General features: G+C 71.8%; 15 protein-coding genes. 10 read left to right on the forward strand and 5 right to left on the reverse strand.

Features of this window, described 5'->3' with window-relative positions; genetic code table 11:
• The first annotated feature begins 129 nt into the window (after positions 1-129).
• Positions 130-789, forward strand: a complete 660-nt coding sequence (locus EJC51_RS15435; protein WP_126271614.1) for a TetR family transcriptional regulator — start codon at positions 130-132, stop codon at positions 787-789.
• Between the two features lie 260 nt (positions 790-1049).
• Here EJC51_RS15435 and EJC51_RS15440 read toward each other — a convergent pair whose 3' ends face one another.
• The 3 genes from EJC51_RS15440 to EJC51_RS15450 all read right to left on the reverse strand — a co-directional run bounded on the left by EJC51_RS15440 (position 1050) and on the right by EJC51_RS15450 (position 3566).
• Positions 1050-1739, reverse strand: a complete 690-nt coding sequence (locus EJC51_RS15440) for a tetratricopeptide repeat protein (RefSeq protein ID WP_244362645.1) — start codon at positions 1737-1739, stop codon at positions 1050-1052.
• A gap of 125 nt (positions 1740-1864) precedes the next feature.
• Positions 1865-2098 (reverse strand): ferredoxin, encoded by a 234-nt coding sequence (locus EJC51_RS15445; RefSeq protein ID WP_059191465.1) that lies wholly within the window; start codon positions 2096-2098, stop codon positions 1865-1867.
• Positions 2099-2108: 10 nt separating this feature from the next.
• Positions 2109-3566, reverse strand: coding sequence for an aldehyde dehydrogenase (locus EJC51_RS15450; RefSeq protein ID WP_126271615.1), 1458 nt, complete (start codon positions 3564-3566; stop codon positions 2109-2111).
• A gap of 170 nt (positions 3567-3736) precedes the next feature.
• Between EJC51_RS15450 and EJC51_RS15455 the strand changes: the two genes are divergently transcribed.
• Positions 3737-4762 carry a Strvi_7410 family MBL fold metallo-hydrolase gene (locus tag EJC51_RS15455; protein WP_126271616.1) on the forward strand — a complete coding sequence of 342 codons (1026 nt, stop codon included), beginning with the start codon at positions 3737-3739 and terminating at the stop codon, positions 4760-4762.
• A 13-nt stretch (positions 4763-4775) separates the two neighbouring features.
• The gene (locus EJC51_RS15460) at positions 4776-5249 is read left to right on the forward strand and encodes a nuclear transport factor 2 family protein (RefSeq protein ID WP_126271617.1); all 474 of its coding nucleotides are present in this window, start codon (positions 4776-4778) and stop codon (positions 5247-5249) included.
• On the opposite strand, the gene EJC51_RS15465 is transcribed toward EJC51_RS15460, so the two are convergent.
• Positions 5244-5888 carry a phosphotransferase gene (locus EJC51_RS15465; RefSeq protein WP_126271618.1) on the reverse strand — a complete coding sequence of 215 codons (645 nt, stop codon included), beginning with the start codon at positions 5886-5888 and terminating at the stop codon, positions 5244-5246. The two genes, EJC51_RS15460 and EJC51_RS15465, sit on opposite strands and share 6 nt — an antisense overlap.
• A 310-nt stretch (positions 5889-6198) precedes the next feature.
• Here EJC51_RS15465 and EJC51_RS15470 point away from each other — a divergent pair, with 310 nt between their 5' ends.
• The 7 genes from EJC51_RS15470 (at position 6199) to EJC51_RS15500 (ending at position 13306) form a co-directional block, all read left to right on the forward strand.
• Positions 6199-7446, forward strand: a complete 1248-nt coding sequence (locus EJC51_RS15470; RefSeq protein WP_126271619.1) for an SCO2321 family membrane protein — start codon at positions 6199-6201, stop codon at positions 7444-7446.
• The gene (locus EJC51_RS15475; protein ID WP_126271620.1) at positions 7446-8087 is read left to right on the forward strand and encodes an SCO2322 family protein; all 642 of its coding nucleotides are present in this window, start codon (positions 7446-7448) and stop codon (positions 8085-8087) included. Before EJC51_RS15470 ends, EJC51_RS15475 begins: the two co-directional genes overlap by 1 nt.
• Entirely contained in the window at positions 8074-9222 is a 1149-nt protein-coding gene (locus tag EJC51_RS15480) for an energy-coupling factor transporter transmembrane component T (RefSeq protein WP_126271621.1), read from the forward strand. The genes EJC51_RS15475 and EJC51_RS15480 overlap by 14 nt, the downstream gene beginning before the upstream one ends.
• Positions 9219-10988: an ABC transporter ATP-binding protein gene (locus EJC51_RS15485; RefSeq protein ID WP_126271622.1), complete on the forward strand. Its 1770-nt coding sequence runs from the start codon at positions 9219-9221 to the stop codon at positions 10986-10988. Before EJC51_RS15480 ends, EJC51_RS15485 begins: the two co-directional genes overlap by 4 nt.
• Positions 10985-11785 carry an ECF transporter S component gene (locus EJC51_RS15490; protein WP_126271623.1) on the forward strand — a complete coding sequence of 267 codons (801 nt, stop codon included), beginning with the start codon at positions 10985-10987 and terminating at the stop codon, positions 11783-11785. Before EJC51_RS15485 ends, EJC51_RS15490 begins: the two co-directional genes overlap by 4 nt.
• 308 nt (positions 11786-12093) lie before the next feature.
• Complete coding sequence (locus tag EJC51_RS15495; protein ID WP_126271624.1) at positions 12094-12513, forward strand: aggregation-promoting factor C-terminal-like domain-containing protein; 420 nt, start codon at positions 12094-12096, stop codon at positions 12511-12513.
• A 109-nt stretch (positions 12514-12622) separates the two neighbouring features.
• Positions 12623-13306: a YoaK family protein gene (locus EJC51_RS15500; RefSeq protein WP_244362647.1), complete on the forward strand. Its 684-nt coding sequence runs from the start codon at positions 12623-12625 to the stop codon at positions 13304-13306.
• A gap of 33 nt (positions 13307-13339) precedes the next feature.
• Here the strand turns inward: EJC51_RS15500 and EJC51_RS15505 are convergent, their stop codons facing one another.
• Positions 13340-13699: an ATP-binding protein gene (locus EJC51_RS15505; protein WP_126271625.1), complete on the reverse strand. Its 360-nt coding sequence runs from the start codon at positions 13697-13699 to the stop codon at positions 13340-13342.
• Positions 13700-13702 lie beyond the last annotated feature (3 nt).

Here is a 13702-nt window from a genome sequence, read left to right on the forward strand (position 1 = left end):
GGCTCTGAATCTACCGGCAGGTAGGGGCGGTGTGAGCAGTGGATCAGGTGATTCGCGCCACGGCCGAAGCCCCTGTCATGCTGTGCGATCATTCGCCCTCACCGATTGTCACGGAACGGGACCCGACCCATGCCAGCGCAAGCCAAGCCACCGGCCAGACCGGTCAAGCCGGTCAAGGTCGAAGCCGGTACGGTGCGGACCGACTCGCCGCCGCTCACCGAACGGCAGGAGGCCCGTCGGCGCCGCATCCTGCACGCGAGCGCCCAACTGGCGAGCCGGGGCGGCTTCGACGCCGTGCAGATGCGGGAGGTCGCGGAGTCCTCCCAGGTGGCGCTCGGCACGCTGTACCGGTATTTCCCCTCCAAGGTGCATCTGCTGGTCGCGACCATGCAGGACCAACTGGAGCACATGCACGGCACGTTGCGGAAGAAGCCCCCGCAGGGCGAGACGGCGGCCGAGCGGGTCGCGGAGACCCTGATGCGCGCTTTCCGCGCCCTCCAGCGCGAGCCGCATCTGGCCGACGCGATGGTCCGCGCCCTCACCTTCGCCGACCGCAGCGTCTCCCCCGAGGTCGACCAGGTCTCCCGGCAGACCACGGTGATCATCCTGGACGCGATGGGGCTCGCGGACCCGACTCCGGACCAGCTCTCCGCGGTCCGGGTCATCGAGCACACCTGGCACTCGGCGCTGATCACCTGGCTCTCGGGGCGGGCCTCCATCGCCCAGGTCAAGATCGACATCGAGACGGTGTGCCGACTGATCGACCTCACGGCACCGGAGGACACATAAGGAACCTACGAGACGGGTTCCCTTCGCCGGCATGGTCCGGATCAGGTTCTGGGGGTCGCCTTCCGGCCTGACCGCTGCCTTCCGGCCTCTCAGCCCGACCGTCGACGTCGGCACCGGCGGATGCGCTGCTTCCGCGTCGCGCCAGAGTCGGCTACTCCGCTCGGGCTCCCTCACTCGTCCCGTAGGCCACTTCCAGGATAGAACGCCGGAACCTGGACGGAACCCCCCAATAAGGATATTTTTTCGCGGCCCCGCCCCGCCTATCCGACCGGCTCCAGCCCGCTCCAGCTCCGTCCGATCGCCGCCTCCGCCGCCCACCGCTCCAGCAGCCGGCGCGCCTCCTCCGGCGGGGCCGCGAGCGCGAGCCGCTGGGCGCCCGCCTCGACGCTGCGCTGCTGCTCGTGGGTGCCCTCGCTGCAACAGGCGCACAGCATCCGGAGGCTGCTCGCGGGCTCGACGCCGTAGCCGTGCTCGGTGAACAGGCCGACCAGCGCTTCCAGGTCGGCGCGCTCGCCCGCGGCGACGGTCACCTCCAGGGTCGGCAGCTCGGACTCCTGGAGGAGCAGCAGTTCGTCGAAGACGGGGAAGGTGGTGCCGTCGACGATCCGCTCGCCGTTCGGGGCGCCGTCGTGGACGACGATCTCGCCGTAGCGCCGTCCGCCGGTGACGGGCACGTTCACCACCCGGCCGCGGGTCGGACACAGCCGTTCGACCCATACGACCTCCCGCTCGCCGCCCGTGTCGAGCCGCACGCACGCGTGTCCGAAGCGGCCGGTGATCTCGCCCTCCCCGTCCGGGAGTCGAATGCCGAAGCCCACCCAGGCGTCCCGTGCCGTCGCCCAGTCACGCTGGATGGTCGCCGCGATACCGAGGTTCCAGTACGCCGGGTCGCCTTCCCCCCGTGGCGCGCGGGCGGCGGCCTCGCGGCCAGGGCCTGCCCGGCGGATCAAGCGAACGCTGCGTCGTACCACCACACCGCGCTGTCCTTCTCATCCGGCTCATCCGACTCATCCGGAAAGTGCGCGAGCACCTCCTCGAAGGCCTCGGCCGCGCGGCCAGTCCTCCTTGTGAGCCTTCACTCCTCGGGCGGGAACACCGGCTCCCCGCTGCCCAGCAGCGTGATCATGATCGCCTCGACCGGGCAGTTCTCGGCGGCCTCCAGGACCTTCTCGTTGGCGTCGGTCTCCGGCTCCACGGGGTGGGACTGCATGCCGGAGTCGAGCCGGAAGGCGCCCTGGGCGCGGTGGACGCACTGGGCCGAGCCGATGCAGATCGACCGGTCGACCTCCACTTGCCAGCGGTCGCCCATGGCTGCCCCCTCACGCCTCCCAGCCGGCCGGCAGATGGATCATCTTGTGTTCGAGGAACTCGCCGTAGCCCTCCGGCCCGAACTCCCGCCCGAGCCCTGAGTTCTTGTAGCCGCCGAACGGGCCGAACATGTCCAGGCTGAAGGTGTTGACGTTGTACGTGCCCGTCCGCACCCCGCGCGCGAACTCGATGCCGTGGGCCACGTCCGCCGTCCACACGCTGCCGCTGAGCCCGTAGTCGGAGTCGTTCGCGATCTTCGCGGCCTCGGCCTCGTCGCCGTACGGGAGAAGGCAGATGACCGGGCCGAAGATCTCCTCGCGGGCGATCCGCATGGAGTTGTCGACGTCGCCGAAGAGGGTGGGCTCCACGTACCAGCCCTTGTCCAGGCCGGGCGGACGGCCGCCGCCGGTGAGGATCTTCGCGCCCTCCTCCTGGCCGATCCGTATGTAGTCGAGGTTGCGTCGCTGCTGGCGTTGCGCCACCAGGGGCCCGACCTGCGTCGCCGGGTCCAGCGGGTCGCCGACCACCAGCGCGCTCGCCGCCGCCGCGAAGGCGTCCGCGAACTCGTCGTAGCGGGAGCGCGGGAGGAGGATGCGGGTCTGGGCGACGCACGCCTGGCCGTTGTTCATCCAGGCGGCCGGGACGACACCGGCGACCGTCGACTCGACGTCCGCGTCCGGCAGCACGACCGCCGCCGATTTGCCGCCCAGTTCGAGGGTGACCCGGGTCAGGTTCCGTGACGCGACCTCCATCACGCGCTTGCCCGCGGCCACCGACCCGGTGAAGGAGACCTTGTCCACGCCCGGATGCCCGACCAGGTACTCGCTGACCTCACGGTCGGCGGGGAGGATCGACAGCACGCCCTCCGGCAGCCCGGCCTCCCGCGTGATCTCGGCGAGCAGATACGCGTCCAGCGGGGACTCCGGCGACGGCTTGAGGATCACCGTACAGCCGGTGAGCAGCGCGGGCGCGAGCTTGGCGGCGGCGACGAACTGCGGGACGTTCCACGGCACCACGGCCGCGACGACGCCCACCGGTTCGCGCCGCACGAGGATCTTCCCGAGCACGCCGTCGCGCTGCTCCTCGTACGTGAAGTTCCGTGCGACGGTGATCGCCGCGTCCCACACCATCATCGCGCCGAGCGCCTGCGCGAGGACGCTCCAGGAGTACGGCGACCCGTTCTCGGAGGAGATCACGCGGGCGATCTCCTCGTGCCGGGTGAGGATGCCGTCCTTGATCCGGGTGACGACCTCGATGCGCTCGTCGAGGCTCATCCGCGGCCAGGGCCCCTCGTCGAAGGCGCGCCGGGCGGCGGCGACGGCGGCGTCCACGTCCGCCTGCGCGGCGTGCGGGACGCGTCCGATGACCTCCTCGGTGTGCGGGGAGATCACCTCGATGACGTCCTTGCCGTGGGGGTCGGTCAACTCCCCGCCGATGAACAGCTGTCCGTGTTCCACGAGCTCGGTCATGGCCGACTGCCTCCCCGGGAGCTGACTCTGACGGTTCATCAGATACCGGAACTGATACCAGTTCCACTGGGAGGAGTCCACAGACCGCACAGCACCCCGGTTGGGTGACCGGGGCTCCCATCGAAACCCGTTCTAGTTATAGTGGCCGGAACGCGGCGACAGGGGAGCCCATGACACAGGTCAGTGATCACGGCGGCGGCGTCCGGTCCGCTCGAGTCCCCATCCCGGACAACCCCCTGGGCTACACGCTCGTGTACGTCGTCGACACCGACGCCGGCCCGGTACTGGTCGACACCGGATGGGACGACCCGGCGTCCTGGGACACCCTCGCCGAGGGCCTGGAGGCATGCGGCACCTCACCCACCGACATCCACGGGGTGGTGATCACCCATCACCACCCGGACCACCACGGCCTGTCGGGCCAGGTGCGGGAGGCGTCCGGCGCCTGGATCGCGATGCACGCGGCGGACGCGGCCATCGTCCGCCGCACCGGCGAGACCCGCCCCGAGCGCTGGTTCGCCTACATGACGGCCAAGTTGGAGGCGGCGGGCGCCCCCGAAGACCATGTGGCCCCCCTCCGCACCGCCCGCCCGCGCCGCCTCCCCGGCTTCTCCCCCGCCGTACCGGACCGCGAGATCGTCCCCGGCGACCTCCTGCCCCTCCCCGGCCGCCGCCTGCGCGCGATCTGGACGCCGGGCCACACCCCGGGCCATGTCTGCCTCCACCTGGAGGAACAGCACCCGGCCCGACTCCCCGGCCACGGCCGCCTGTTCTCCGGCGACCACCTGCTCCCCGAGATCACCCCGCACATCGGCCTGTACGAGGACCCCGACGACGCCACCGTCACCGACCCGCTCGGCGACTACCTCGACTCCCTGGAACGCGTCGGCCGCCTCGCCCCCGCGGAGGTCCTCCCCGCCCACCAGTACGTCTTCACCGACGCGCCCGCCCGGGTACGGGAGTTGCTGACCCATCACGAGGAACGCCTCGACGGGCTGCGCACGTTGCTCGTCGAGCCGCTCACGCCCTGGCAGGTCGCCGAGCGCATGGAGTGGAACCGTCCCTGGGCCGAAATCCCTTACGGATCGCGGAACATCGCCGTCTCGGAGGCGGAGGCGCATCTGCGGCGCCTGGTGAAGCTGGGCCGGGCGGAGGCGGTGGCGGGGAGCGAGCCGGTGACGTACGTGGCGGTGTGATCCCATGGCGGCCATGGACCCCTTGGAACGACTCCTGGCCGAGCGCGCCTGCGAACGCCTGATCATCGACTTCGTCCACCGCCTCGACCTCGGCGAACCGGGCTCCGTCGCCGAGCTGTTCACCGAGGACGGCGTCTGGGAGTGGCCGCCGCCGGGCGGTGACGGGCGGCGCTCCGAGGGCCGGGAGGCGTTGCGGGCGTACTTCGGCTCCCGACCGGCGGATCGCCTCTCGCGCCGGGTGATGTCGAACATCCTCGTCACCGTCACGTCCCCGGACACGGCGACGGCGACCTCGTACTTCACGACGTACCGCGTCGACGGCCACGAGGGCGACGCCCAGGGCCCGGTCCCGCCGGGTCCGCCGGTGCAGGTGGGTCAGTACGAGGACGAGTTCCGCAGGTCGGCGGAGGGTACGTGGCTGCTGGCGGCGCGGCGGCTGAGGCTGCCGTTCGGGGGGCCGACGCCGGTCAGGACGGGAAGGTCATGACCGGTAGGTCCTGATCAAGTCCTCGGCGGCACCGAGCAGTTCGGTCTCGGCGCGGCTCATGGTCGGATTGACCGCCCGCCGCCTGCGTGCCTCCGCCAGCCCCTCCTCCGTGACCTCGGACGGGTCGGCGAGCAGCGCGGCCAGCATCGCGCGGGCGGGCTCGGCGATCGCCTCCTCACCGACGGCGACCTGGGCGAGGATCACGGCGGACATGCCCCAGTCGAGCCCCGGGTCGCCCTCCTCGGCGTTGGCCCAGTCGATGACGTAGGGCCCGTCGTCGGTGAGCATCACGTTGTCGGGATGGAGATCGAGGTGGACGATCCGTCCCGGAACGGCGTGCAGCCGCCGCAGCAGCTGTGCCAGCACCGTCCCCGCCTCCCGGGCGTCGATCCGCCCGGCGGCGAAGGCGGCCAGCATGGTCGGCCCGTGCAGCCGCCGCATGACGAGGTCGCTGCGCGAGGAGGCGTCCAGCCGCACCTGGGGTACGGGGTAGCCGTGCCCGCGCAGATGTTCCATGACGGCCGCTTCCGCCAGGGCGTCGGCGTACCCCTCCCGGTCGCGCCGCAGCACCCAGTCGTCGTCGATCTCGTACACGTCGGACGCCCGCCCCGAGCCGATGAGTCTCCCCGTGATCTCCATGCCGCCGAACCTATCCGCAGCGCGGGAGCCCCTCACAGGAGCCCCTCAGCCCGTTGTTTACGGCCGGGTAGAGTGGCCGCGTCGTCATCACACCCGTACGGGGGGAAGCCGGTGCAATTCCGGCGCTGACCCGCAACCGTGAGCCGTCCTTCCCTGGGCGGCGAGCCGGATCGCCCCGCACGGAGCAGTTGACCGGCTCACGCGCACCGGCATCCGGCCGGTGCACGGCACCGTCGAGGTCTACGGGGCCGAGCCGCCCGGGGGTTTCCCGTGCGCCCGGCTCCCTTGCAGGGAGAGGCATCCGCCGATCATGAACGTCCGCCGTAGCGCCGCGGTCCTGGCCGCCACCGCCGTGATCGGCACGGCCACACCGGCCGTGGCCGCAGATCCGTCCGCCTCGCCTTCGCCGTCGCCTTCGGTGGCGATACCGGAGGGGTTGTACGGGACGAGTGACCCGACGTATGACGGGGTGTGGCGGCAGTCCTGGGCCCTGATAGCGCAGAACAAGCAGAGTGTGGTCCCCGCCGAGCAGGCGGTGGACTGGCTGGCCGGCCAGCAGTGCGCGAACGGCGCCTTCCCGGCCTTCCGCGCCGATCCGGCCAAGCCCTGTGACGCCAAGGTGATGGTCGACACGAACAGCACGGCGGCCGCCGTCCACGCCCTCGCCGTGGTCGGCGGCAACCACGAGGACGCGGTGCGCAAGGGCATCGCCTGGCTGAGGTCCGTGCAGAACAAGGACGGTGGCTGGGGTTACACGCCAGGCGGGGCGACCGACGCGAACTCCACGTCCGTGGTCATCGATGCGCTCCTCTCCAGCAACGAGGTGGATTCGACCTCGGAATTCAAGAAGGCCGGTCACACGCCGTCCGACGCTCTGCTGAAGCTCGCCCTGCCCTGCACCGGCGACGGCGCGGGCGCCTTCGCCTACCAGCCGGACAAGAAGGGGAAGCTGACCGCCAACGCGGACGCGACGGCGGCGGCTGTGCTCAGCGGTTTGGGCGGCGGGCCGGAGACCATCCTCCTCGGCGACGACCAGTCCTCCGCATCCTGCGAGAAGCCGAGCAGCTTCGAGACGGCCGTCCACAACGGCGCCTCCTACCTCGCGAAGACGATGTCCAAGGACAAGTACCTGAAGTCGGTCCTGCCCGGTTCCGAGGACCAGCCGGACTACGGCAACACGGCCGACGCCGTCGTCGCCCTCTCCGCCGCCGAGTTCAACGACGAGGCCGCCGCGTCCGTCCACTGGCTGGAGACCCACGCCCTGAAGTGGGCCGCACAGAGCGGCCCCGCCGCCTACGCCCAGCTCATCTTCGCCGCCCGCTCCGCCGGCGTGGACCCGCGTGACTTCGGCGGCAAGAACCTGGTCACGCTGCTGAACGCGACCGGCCCGAAGCCCGAGCACCTGCCCACTGCGGAAGAGGCCCCGCACATCGAGGGGAAGAGCGGCAAGGACGACGACGGCACCCTCACCGTCGCCTGGACCGTCGGCGGCGGTCTCCTCCTCGGCGCCCTCATCGGCTTCGGCCTGATGCTCCGCGGCCGGAAGCGCCACCCGTGATGCGCCGCGTCACCGCCCTGTTCCTGACGGCGTTCTGCCTCCTCCCCCTCTCCACCCAGGCCGCCCACGCCACCGGCTACCGCTACTGGTCCTTCTGGGACCGCACCGGCTCGACCTGGACCTACGCCACCCAGGGCCCCGCCACCGCGGTCCCCTCCGACGGCGACGTCCAGGGCTTCCGCTTCGCGGTGAGCGAGGACTCGTCGGACGCGACGAAGCCACGCGGCACGGCGTCGTTCACGACGATCTGCGCGGACACCCCCACCGAGCACGGCAAGAAGCGCGTCGCCCTGGTCATCGACTTCGGCACGCAGCAGGACGCGCCCTCGGGCGAAACCCCGCCGGCCCCCCGCACGACGTGCGCGGTCGTACCGGAGGACGCCACCACGGCGGAAGCCCTGGCCTCGGTGGCAAAGCCCCTGCGCTACGACACGAACGCCTTGCTGTGCGCGATCTCCGGGTATCCGGAGCAGGGGTGCGGGGAGCCGGTGGCGTCGGGGAAGAAGGAGGCGTCGGCGAAAAAGGAGACCAAGAACGACTCCGGCCCCTCGGTAGGCCTACTGGCGGGCTCCGCGGCAGTGGCAACCCTGGCCGCGGCAGCCATATGGCAGACACGACGGCGTAGAAGTGCCCAGCGCTAGCCCTAGCTGCCCCGCGCCGGCGCGGGCAGGCGAAACGCCCCCCACAGCACCCCCCACCCGCCGCACCCACCCCACCCCCCTCCACCCCGCCGCCTGGTGGCTCTGGTCCCTCTCCCTGGGCCTCGCGGCCACCCGCACCACCAACCCCCTCCTCCTCACCCTCCTCATAGCCACGTCCGCCTACGTGGTGGCCGCCCGCCGCCCCCACACCCCCTGGGCCCGCTCCTACTCCGCCTTCGTCAAGCTCGCGCTCGCCGTCCTCCTCATCCGCCTCGCCTTCGCCGTCACCCTCGGCTCGCCCCTCCCCGGCACGCACGTGATAGTCACCCTCCCCGAAGTCCCCCTCCCGGACTGGGCCCAGGGCATCCGCCTCGGCGGCAAGGTCACCGCGGAGACCCTCACCTTCGCCTTCTACGACGGCCTGAAACTGGCCACCCTCCTCATCTGCGTGGGCGCCGCGAACGCCCTCGCCAGCCCCACCCGCCTGCTCAAGTCCCTCCCCGGCGCCCTGTACGAGATGGGCGTCGCCGTGGTCGTCGCCCTCACCTTCGCCCCGAACCTCATCGCCGACGTCCAGCGCCTGCGCGCCGCCCGCCGCCTCCGCGGCCGCCCCGACTCCGGCCTCCGCGGCCTCCTCCAGGTGGGCCTGCCCGTCCTCGAAGGCGCCCTGGAACGCTCCGTCGCCCTCGCCGCCGCGATGGACGCCCGCGGCTACGGCCGTACCGCCGACGTCCCGCCCCGCGTCCGCCGTACGACGAACGCCCTCACCCTCGGCGGTCTGCTCGGCGTCTGCGCGGGAACGTACGGCCTGCTGACCGCCGAAGGCGGCACGTACGGCGTCCCCGTCCTCCTCGCCGGCGCGGCCGCGGCCCTCGCCGGCCTCCGCCTGGGCGGCCGCCGCACCCCCCGCACCCGCTACCGCCCCGACCCCTGGGGCGCCCGCGCCTGGCTGGTGACCGCGTCCGGCGCGGCGGTGGCCGCGGCGCTCGCCTGGGCCTCCGTCCACGACCCCGCGGCCCTCCACCCCGGCGTCATCCCCCTGACCACCCCCACCCTCCCCCTCTACCCCGCGGCCGCGATCCTCCTCGGCCTGCTGCCCGCCTTCGTCACCCCGCCCCCCGAGGAGCCGTCGTGATCCGTTTCGAGGACGTCTCCGTCACCTACGACGGCGCGACCGAACCCACCGTCCAGGGCATCGACTTCGAGGTCCCCGAGGGTGAACTCGTCCTCCTCGTCGGCCCGTCCGGCACCGGCAAGTCCACGATCCTCAACTCCGTCAGCGGTCTCGTCCCGCACTTCACGGGCGGCACCCTGCGCGGCCGGGTCACGGTCGCGGGCCGCGACACCCGCACCCACAAACCCCGCGAACTGGCCGACGTCGTAGGCACGGTGGGCCAGGACCCGCTCTCCCACTTCGTCACGGACACAGTCGAGGACGAACTGGCCTACGGCATGGAGTCGTTGGGTCTGCCCCCGCACGTGATGCGCCGCCGCGTCGAGGAAACCCTCGACCTCCTCGGCCTGGCCGACCTCCGCGCCCGCCCGATCTCCACCCTCTCCGGCGGCCAGCAGCAACGCGTGGCGATCGGCTCGGTCCTCACCCCGCACCCCCAGGCCCTGATCCTCGACGAACCGACCTCCGCCCTGGACCCCGCCGCGGCGGAGGAAGTCCTCGCGGTCCTCCAACGCCTGGTCCACGACCTGGGCACGACGATCCTCATGGCCGAACACCGCCTGGAGCGAGTGATCCAGTACGCCGACCGGATAGCCCTCCTGCCAGGCCCCGGCGAACCTCTGCTGCTGGGCACCCCGGCCGAGATCATGGCCGTGTCCCCGGTGTATCCGCCGGTGGTAGGCCTGGGCCGGTTGGCGGGCTGGTCCCCGCTCCCCCTGACGGTGAGAGACGCAAGGCGAAGGGCGGGGGATCTTCGGGACTCCCTAGCTGCGGGCAATCGTGCCGCTGGGGCGGCACGGGTGGGCGCAGCGGCACCCCGCCAGCGCGGGCGAGTGACACCCACCCCCGCCCAGCCCCGACTCCGCTGGCTCCGCAAACCCACTCCAGCCACTCCACCCCCCTCCCCCTACGCCGCCGAAGTCCACTCCCTCTCAGTCCGCCGCTCCCACATCCACGCCCTCACCGACATCACCCTCACCCTCACCCCCGGCGAAACCCTCGCCCTCATGGGCAGAAACGGCGCCGGAAAGTCCACGCTCCTCAACACCCTCGTAGGCCTCATCGCCCCTACCTCCGGAGGAGTCCGCACCGGCGGAGCCATCCCCCACCGCACCCCACCCCGTGACCTCATCCGCCGAGTGGGCCTGGTCCCCCAGGAACCAAGGGACCTCCTCTACGCAGACACCGTCGCCGCCGAATGCGAGGCGGCCGACGCCGACGCCGGCGCAGCCCCCGGCACCTGCCGCACCCTCGTCACCGACCTCCTCCCGGGCGTCGCCGACGACACCCACCCCCGCGACCTCTCCGAGGGCCAGCGCCTCGCGCTCGCCCTCGCCGTCGTCCTCACCGCCCGCCCCCCGCTCCTCCTCCTCGACGAGCCGACCCGAGGTCTCGACTACGCGGCGAAGGCCCGCCTGGCGGTCGTGCTCAGAGCACTGGCCGCCGAGGGCCACGCCATCGTCCTCGCCACCCACGACGTGGAACTCGCCGCCGAGATCGCCGACCGTGTCGTCCTGCTCGCGGACGGCGAGATCATCGCGGACGGCCCGGCGGCCGACGTGGTCGTCGCGTCCCCCTCCTTCGCGCCGCAGGTCAGCAAGATCCTCGCCCCGCAGCAGTGGCTCACCGTGGCCCAGGTGAAGGAAGCCCTCGGACGCACCGGCCGCATCGGACGCACCGGACGCACCGGACGCACCGGACGCACCGGACGCATCGGAAGCTCATGAACGTCATCCACCTCGGCCCCCGCTCCATCGCCGCCCTCGTCCTCGTGAGCGCCGTCGGCGTAGCGGCCCTCGGCTGGCCCTTCCTCGCCCCGCCCCGCTCCCAGCTCACCGCACACGCGACCGACGCCCCCTGGCTCTTCGCGGGCCTGCTCATCCTGCTCGTGGTCGTGGTCTCGGCGACGATCTCGGAGTCGGGCCTCGGCCCGAAGGCGGTCGCGATGCTCGGCGTCCTGGCCGCGACGGGCGCGGCCCTGCGCCCCCTCGGCGCCGGGACCGCCGGTATCGAGCCCATGTTCTTCCTCATGGTGCTCAGCGGCCGGGTCCTCGGCCCCGGCTTCGGATTCACCCTGGGCGGGGTCTCGATGTTCGCGTCGGCCCTGCTCACGGGCGGTGTCGGGCCGTGGATGCCGTTCCAGATGCTCGCGATGGGCTGGTTCGCGATGGGCGCAGGGCTGCTGCCGGGCGCGCGGCGCCTGCGCGGACGCGGGGAACTCGCCCTGCTCGCGGTCTACGGCTTCCTCGCCGCCTTCGCCTACGGCACGATCACCAACCTCGCCGGCTGGCCGTTCCTGAGCGGCACCGCCTCGAACATCGCCTTCCAGCCGGACGACTCCGTCCCCGGCAATCTGGCCCGCTTCTTCCTCTACTGCGTGGCCACCTCGCTGGGCTGGGACCTGGGCCGGGCGCTGTGCACGGTCGTCCTCACCTTCACGCTCGGCCCCGCCGTGCTCAGGGCGCTACGCAGAGCCACCCGCCGCGCCGCCTTCGAGAGCGCGGTCACATTCGAACCCCGTTGACCGGTGAACCACCCCACATGACCCACATCACGAACTAACCGCCTTAGTAGTACATATCGGACGCCATGCCCACGTCATAATGGCCTCTGACCTGCGCATTGAGAGCCAGCTCACACGAACCCCTTCCGCCCCAGATACGACCACCACTAGCAAAAGGGGTCATTGCGGACGCGCTCCAAGCCTGTTTCTCTGGACAACGTCGCACGGCGCCGACAAGCCCACGGGCCTCGGCGCCGACGCATGTACCGGATGCCCCGTGCAACCGGCACCGCCCGCGACAGACCACGTCCCCGAAGAAAAGGTTCTCCGTGTCCGTCTCCCGCATCGTTCGCCGCATCGCTTCTCCGAAGAAGGCCATCACCACCGTCGCGATGGCCGCCGCCACCGCCGGTTTCGTGCTGACCGCGGCGCCCGCTCAGGCGGCCACCACCGACTCGGCCGCCCAGGCCAAGGCCATCGCCCACAAGATGATCCCGAACGCCGCCCAGTACTCCGCGTTCAGCAACATCGTCGAGCACGAGAGCGGCTGGGACGTCAACGCCACCAACGCCTCCTCCGGCGCCTACGGCCTGGTCCAGGCCCTGCCGGGCTCCAAGATGGCCTCCGCCGGCTCGGACTGGAAGACCAGCGCCGAGACCCAGATCGAGTGGGGCCTCGACTACATGAACTCCCGCTACGGCAGCCCGTCCGGCGCCTGGGCGTTCTGGCAGGCCAACGGCTGGTACTGAGCAGCCTGACGACTGACGACTGACGCACGAAGGCGGCGGCTCCCGTTCCACGGGGCCGCCGCCTTCCGCCGTACTACGATCCCGGCGCCGTACGTGGTCCACTGACCCGGTGAGCACGGAGAACACGCGGAGCGCCCGGAGCACGGAACCGACCACGGACCGCGGCCTGCGCCTGGTGCCGGTGCTGCTCGCCCTGACCACGGTCAGCGGGCTCATCGACGCCGTCAGCTATCTCGGCCTCGGCCATGTCTTCACCGCGAACATGACCGGCAACGTGGTGGTCCTCGGCTTCGCGGCGGCGGGCGCCCCGGGCTTCTCCGTCCCCCACACCCTGACCTCACTGCTCGCCTTCATGCTCGGCGCGGCGGTCGGCGGCCGTATCGCCCTGCGTCTCGGCCGGGGTCCGCGCCGCACCTGGGTACGCCGCACTCTCGCCGCCGAGGCCCTGCTCCTGGCCGCGTCCACCGTCGTCGCGTTCGCCGCACCCGACGACACCGCCACCGTCTACACCCTCATCGCCGTCACGGCCTTCGCGATGGGCCTGCGCAACGCCACCGTCCGCAAACTGGGCGTCGCCGACCTCACGACCACCGTCCTCACGATGACCCTGACCGGCCTCGCCGCCGACGGCCCGGGAACGCACCGGGCCCGCCGTACCGCCGCGGTCGTCGCGATGATCGCGGGCGCGGCGCTGGGGGCGTGGCTGGTGGACGACCACGGGCTGGGCATCCCGCTGCTGGTGTCGACCGTGCTGGTGGGAGTGCTGGCGGTGACGGCCTCGGGCCGGGAGTAGGCGGGGCGAGCCGACCGCGAGCCCGGCACGGACTCAGCGGCGGCACTCGAACCAGACCGTCTTCCCTCCCCCGGCCGCACCGGACACACCCCACTTGCCCACGACCGCGTCCAGCAGCACGAGCCCCCGACCGCCCTCCGCGTCCGGCGGCAACTCACGTCTCATGACCGGCCGTTGAGGGCACCCGTCCGTCACCTCGACCCGAACTCCCGCCCTTCTCAGCACGACCACCTCGCACCGCCGGTCCGGAACATGCCGTACGACGTTGGTGACCAGCTCCGTCACGCCCAGTTCCACGGCGTCGACCAGCTGCGTCATCTCCCACTCGGTGAGCAGCGAGCGGACGATACGGCGGATGTGGCGGACGGAGTGCTCTCCGACCGTGACACGCATGCG

This window comes from Streptomyces aquilus (assembly GCF_003955715.1).
In the GTDB taxonomy this organism is placed as follows: Bacteria; Actinomycetota; Actinomycetes; order Streptomycetales; family Streptomycetaceae; genus Streptomyces; species Streptomyces aquilus.